The organism is Rhodopseudomonas sp. (genome assembly GCF_013377015.1).
In the GTDB taxonomy this organism is placed as follows: Bacteria; Pseudomonadota; Alphaproteobacteria; order Rhizobiales; family Xanthobacteraceae; genus JARJEH01.
The window spans coordinates 1-3,200 of the sequence record NZ_JACABA010000014.1 but is presented as its reverse complement, the minus strand read 5'-3'; the positions used below and the strand labels follow the sequence as shown (position 1 = coordinate 3,200).

The 3,200-nt window shown below is 63.1% G+C and carries 4 protein-coding genes; all 4 read left to right on the top strand.

Features of this window, described 5'->3' with window-relative positions; genetic code table 11:
• A partial coding sequence (locus HXX15_RS22955; protein WP_296519226.1) for a carbonic anhydrase occupies nt 1–455 on the top strand: 455 nt, incomplete at its 5' end.
• Nucleotides 456–491: 36 nt separating this feature from the next.
• Entirely contained in the window at nt 492–1,097 is a 606-nt protein-coding gene (locus HXX15_RS22950) for a 2-hydroxychromene-2-carboxylate isomerase (protein ID WP_296519225.1), read from the top strand.
• The gene (locus tag HXX15_RS22945) at nt 1,097–2,704 is read left to right on the top strand and encodes a carboxyl transferase domain-containing protein (protein WP_296519224.1); all 1,608 of its coding nucleotides are present in this window, start codon (nt 1,097–1,099) and stop codon (nt 2,702–2,704) included. Before HXX15_RS22950 ends, HXX15_RS22945 begins: the two co-directional genes overlap by 1 nt.
• A 10-nt stretch (nt 2,705–2,714) precedes the next feature.
• Nucleotides 2,715–3,200: enoyl-CoA hydratase-related protein (locus HXX15_RS22940; protein WP_296519223.1), on the top strand; the 486-nt coding region annotated here is incomplete at its 3' end.

The window sequence follows — 3,200 nt, the reverse complement described above, 5'->3', positions numbered from 1 at the left end:
GCAACATTGCCAACGTCGTCGTGCACACCGATCTCAACTGCCTGTCGGTGCTTCAGTTCGCCGTCGACATGCTCAAGGTCAAGCATGTCATGGTGGTCGGCCACTATGGCTGCGGCGGTGTCACCGCGGCGCTGCGGCGCGATCGCATCGGTCTTTCCGACATCTGGCTGCGTCATGTTCAGGATGTGCACATCAAGCACCTGGCACGCGTGGATGCATTGGAGCCGGAAGTGCGCGCCGACCGTCTGTGCGAACTCAATGTACTCGAACAGGTCTTGAACGTTTGCCACACGGTAGTCGTTCAGGATGCCTGGCAGCGCGGTCAGCCGCTGACCGTGCATGGCTGGATCTACGGATTGAAGGACGGCCTCATGCGCGACCTGGGATTCACGGTTCATGGCCCGCAGGATGTCGACGCAAGCTACGCCACGGCGCTCGCCGCACTCAATAACTAGCCCGCGTATCAAAAACAACAAGGAGGAGCACCCGCAATGAGTACCGAACCCATCGAGTTCTGGTTTGACTTCACCTCGCCCTACTCCTATCTGATTGCGGAGAAGATCGACGACCTCGGCGCCAGGCATGGCCGCAAGGTCAAGTGGCATCCGATACTGCTGGGCGCGCTGTTCAAAACGACGGGAACGGTGCCGCTGATCCCGGTTCCGCTCAAGGGCGAATACAGCGTGCGCGACTTTGCGCGCTCTGCCCGATTCCTGAATATTGCCTACCGCCAGCCGACCAAGTTTCCGCTCGCAACGATAGCCGCGGCACGCGCTTATTACTGGCTGCACGACCGCGACTGCGCGATGGCGCGGGCCTATGCCAAGGCCACCTTCCGCGCCTATTTCCTCGATGATCGCGACATCTCCGATGCGGCGGTGGTCGTCGATCTGGCCAAGGCCGCAGGCGCAAACGGCGAAGAACTCGCTGCCGCACTCGGTGCGCAGGAACTCAAGGACAGACTCAAGAAGGAATGCGAAGCGGCAATCGCAACAGGCATGTTCGGCGCGCCCTACGTGATCATAGACGGTGAACCCTTCTGGGGTGCCGACCGTCTGCCGCAAATCGAAAAATGGCTGGAAACCGGAGGCTTCTGATGAGCGTCATCAAATCAAACATCAATACCCGCAGCGATGACTTCAAGGCCAACGCGGCCGCGATGAGCAAGCTGGTGGGCGACCTGCGCGAAAAAACCGAGCAGGTCGCGCGCGGCGGTTCCGAGGAAGCCCGCCAGAAACACCTGGCGCGCGGCAAGCTGCTGGCGCGCGACCGCGTCAATGGCCTTCTCGATCCGGGCTCGTCCTTCCTCGAACTCTCGCCCATGGCCGCCTACGGCCTGTATGGCGGCGATGTTCCTTCGGCCAGCGTCGTCACCGGCATCGGTCGCGTCAATGGCGTTGAATGCATGATCGTCGCCAACGATGCCACGGTGAAGGGCGGCACCTACTACCCGATGACCGTGAAGAAGCATCTGCGCGCACAGGAAGTTGCGCTGCAGAACCGCTTGCCCTGCATCTACCTCGTCGATTCCGGCGGCGCCTTCCTGCCGATGCAGGACGACGTCTTCCCCGATCGCGATCACTTCGGCCGCATCTTCTACAACCAGGCCACGCTGTCCTCGCTGGGCATCCCGCAGATCGCCGTCGTCATGGGTTCCTGCACCGCCGGCGGTGCCTATGTGCCGGCGATGTCGGACGAGTCCATCATCGTGCGCAATCAGGGCACCATTTTCCTTGGCGGACCACCGCTGGTGAAAGCCGCCACCGGCGAAGTCGTGACCGCCGAAGACCTCGGCGGCGGCGACGTGCATACGCGCGTCTCCGGCGTCTGTGACCACCTTGCCGAGAATGATCATCACGCCCTGTCGATCGCGCGCCGCATCGTCGGCAATCTCAACTGGCGCAAGCCTTCTTCGCTGGCCATCGCCACACCCGAGGCACCGCTGTACGACCCCGAGGAAATCTACGGCATCATCCCCGCCGACACCAAGAAGCCCTTTGACGTGCGCGAGATCATCGCCCGCATGGTCGACGGTTCGCGCTTCGACGAATTCAAGGCGCGCTACGGCGCCACGCTGGTGACTGGCTTCGCCCACCTGCACGGCTATCCCGTCGGCATCATCGCCAACAACGGCATCCTCTTCGCCGAGTCGGCGCAGAAGGGGGCGCACTTCATCGAACTGTGCGCACAGCGCGGCGTGCCGCTGCTGTTTCTGCAGAACATCACCGGCTTCATGGTCGGCCGCAAGTACGAGAACGGCGGTATCGCCAAGGACGGCGCCAAGATGGTCACCGCCGTGGCGACCGCCAACGTGCCGAAGTTCACCGTGCTCATCGGCGGTTCCTTCGGTGCCGGCAACTACGGCATGTGCGGCCGCGCCTACTCGCCGCGTCTGTTGTGGATGTGGCCGAATTCACGCATCTCCGTCATGGGCGGCGAGCAGGCGGCATCGGTGCTTTCCACCGTGCGCCGCGACGGCATCGAAGCCAAGGGCGGCAAATGGAGCGCCGAGGAAGAAGAGACCTTCAAGTCGCCGATTCGCGACCAGTACGAGACACAGGGCCATCCCTACGATGCGACAGCGCGCCTCTGGGACGACGGCGTGCTCGATCCTGCGCAGACCAGGCGGGCCCTGGGGCTGGGAATTTCGGCGGCATTGAATGCGCCGATCGAGAAGACGACGTTCGGCGTGTTCCGGATGTAGGGAGAGAAATATGTACGAAAACATCCTCACCGAAATCGATGCCGGCGTCGGCATCATCACGCTCAACCGCGCCGACCGCCACAATGCCTTCGACGACCAGACCATCATCGAACTCATCGATGCGCTTTGCGTCATGGACGAGAACCCGGAGGTCCGCGTAGTTGTGCTCTCCTCCACCGGCAAGAGTTTTTCCGCCGGTGCCGACCTCAACTGGATGAAGCGCGCCGCCGCACAGGGGGCGGACGAGAACCTGCGCGACGCGCGCAATCTGGCCGAGATGCTGCGCTGTATCGCCCAGATGACCAAGCCCACCGTGGCACGCGTGCAGGGCCCGGCCTACGGTGGCGGTGTCGGCGTGGTCGCCGCCTGCGACATCGCCATCGCGACATTCGACACGCAGTTCGCGCTCACCGAGGTCAAGCTCGGCATCATCCCCTCGGCCATCAGCCCGCATGTCATCGCCGCGATCGGCGAACGCTACTCGCGCCGCTACATG

What these genes read in the sequence shown, in the direction of transcription:
- HXX15_RS22950 (WP_296519225.1), top strand. Translation starts at nt 492, where the DNA reads ATGAGTACCGAACCCATCGAGTTCTGGTTTGACTTCACCTCGCCCTAC.
- HXX15_RS22945 (WP_296519224.1), top strand. Translation starts at nt 1,097, where the DNA reads ATGAGCGTCATCAAATCAAACATCAATACCCGCAGCGATGACTTCAAG.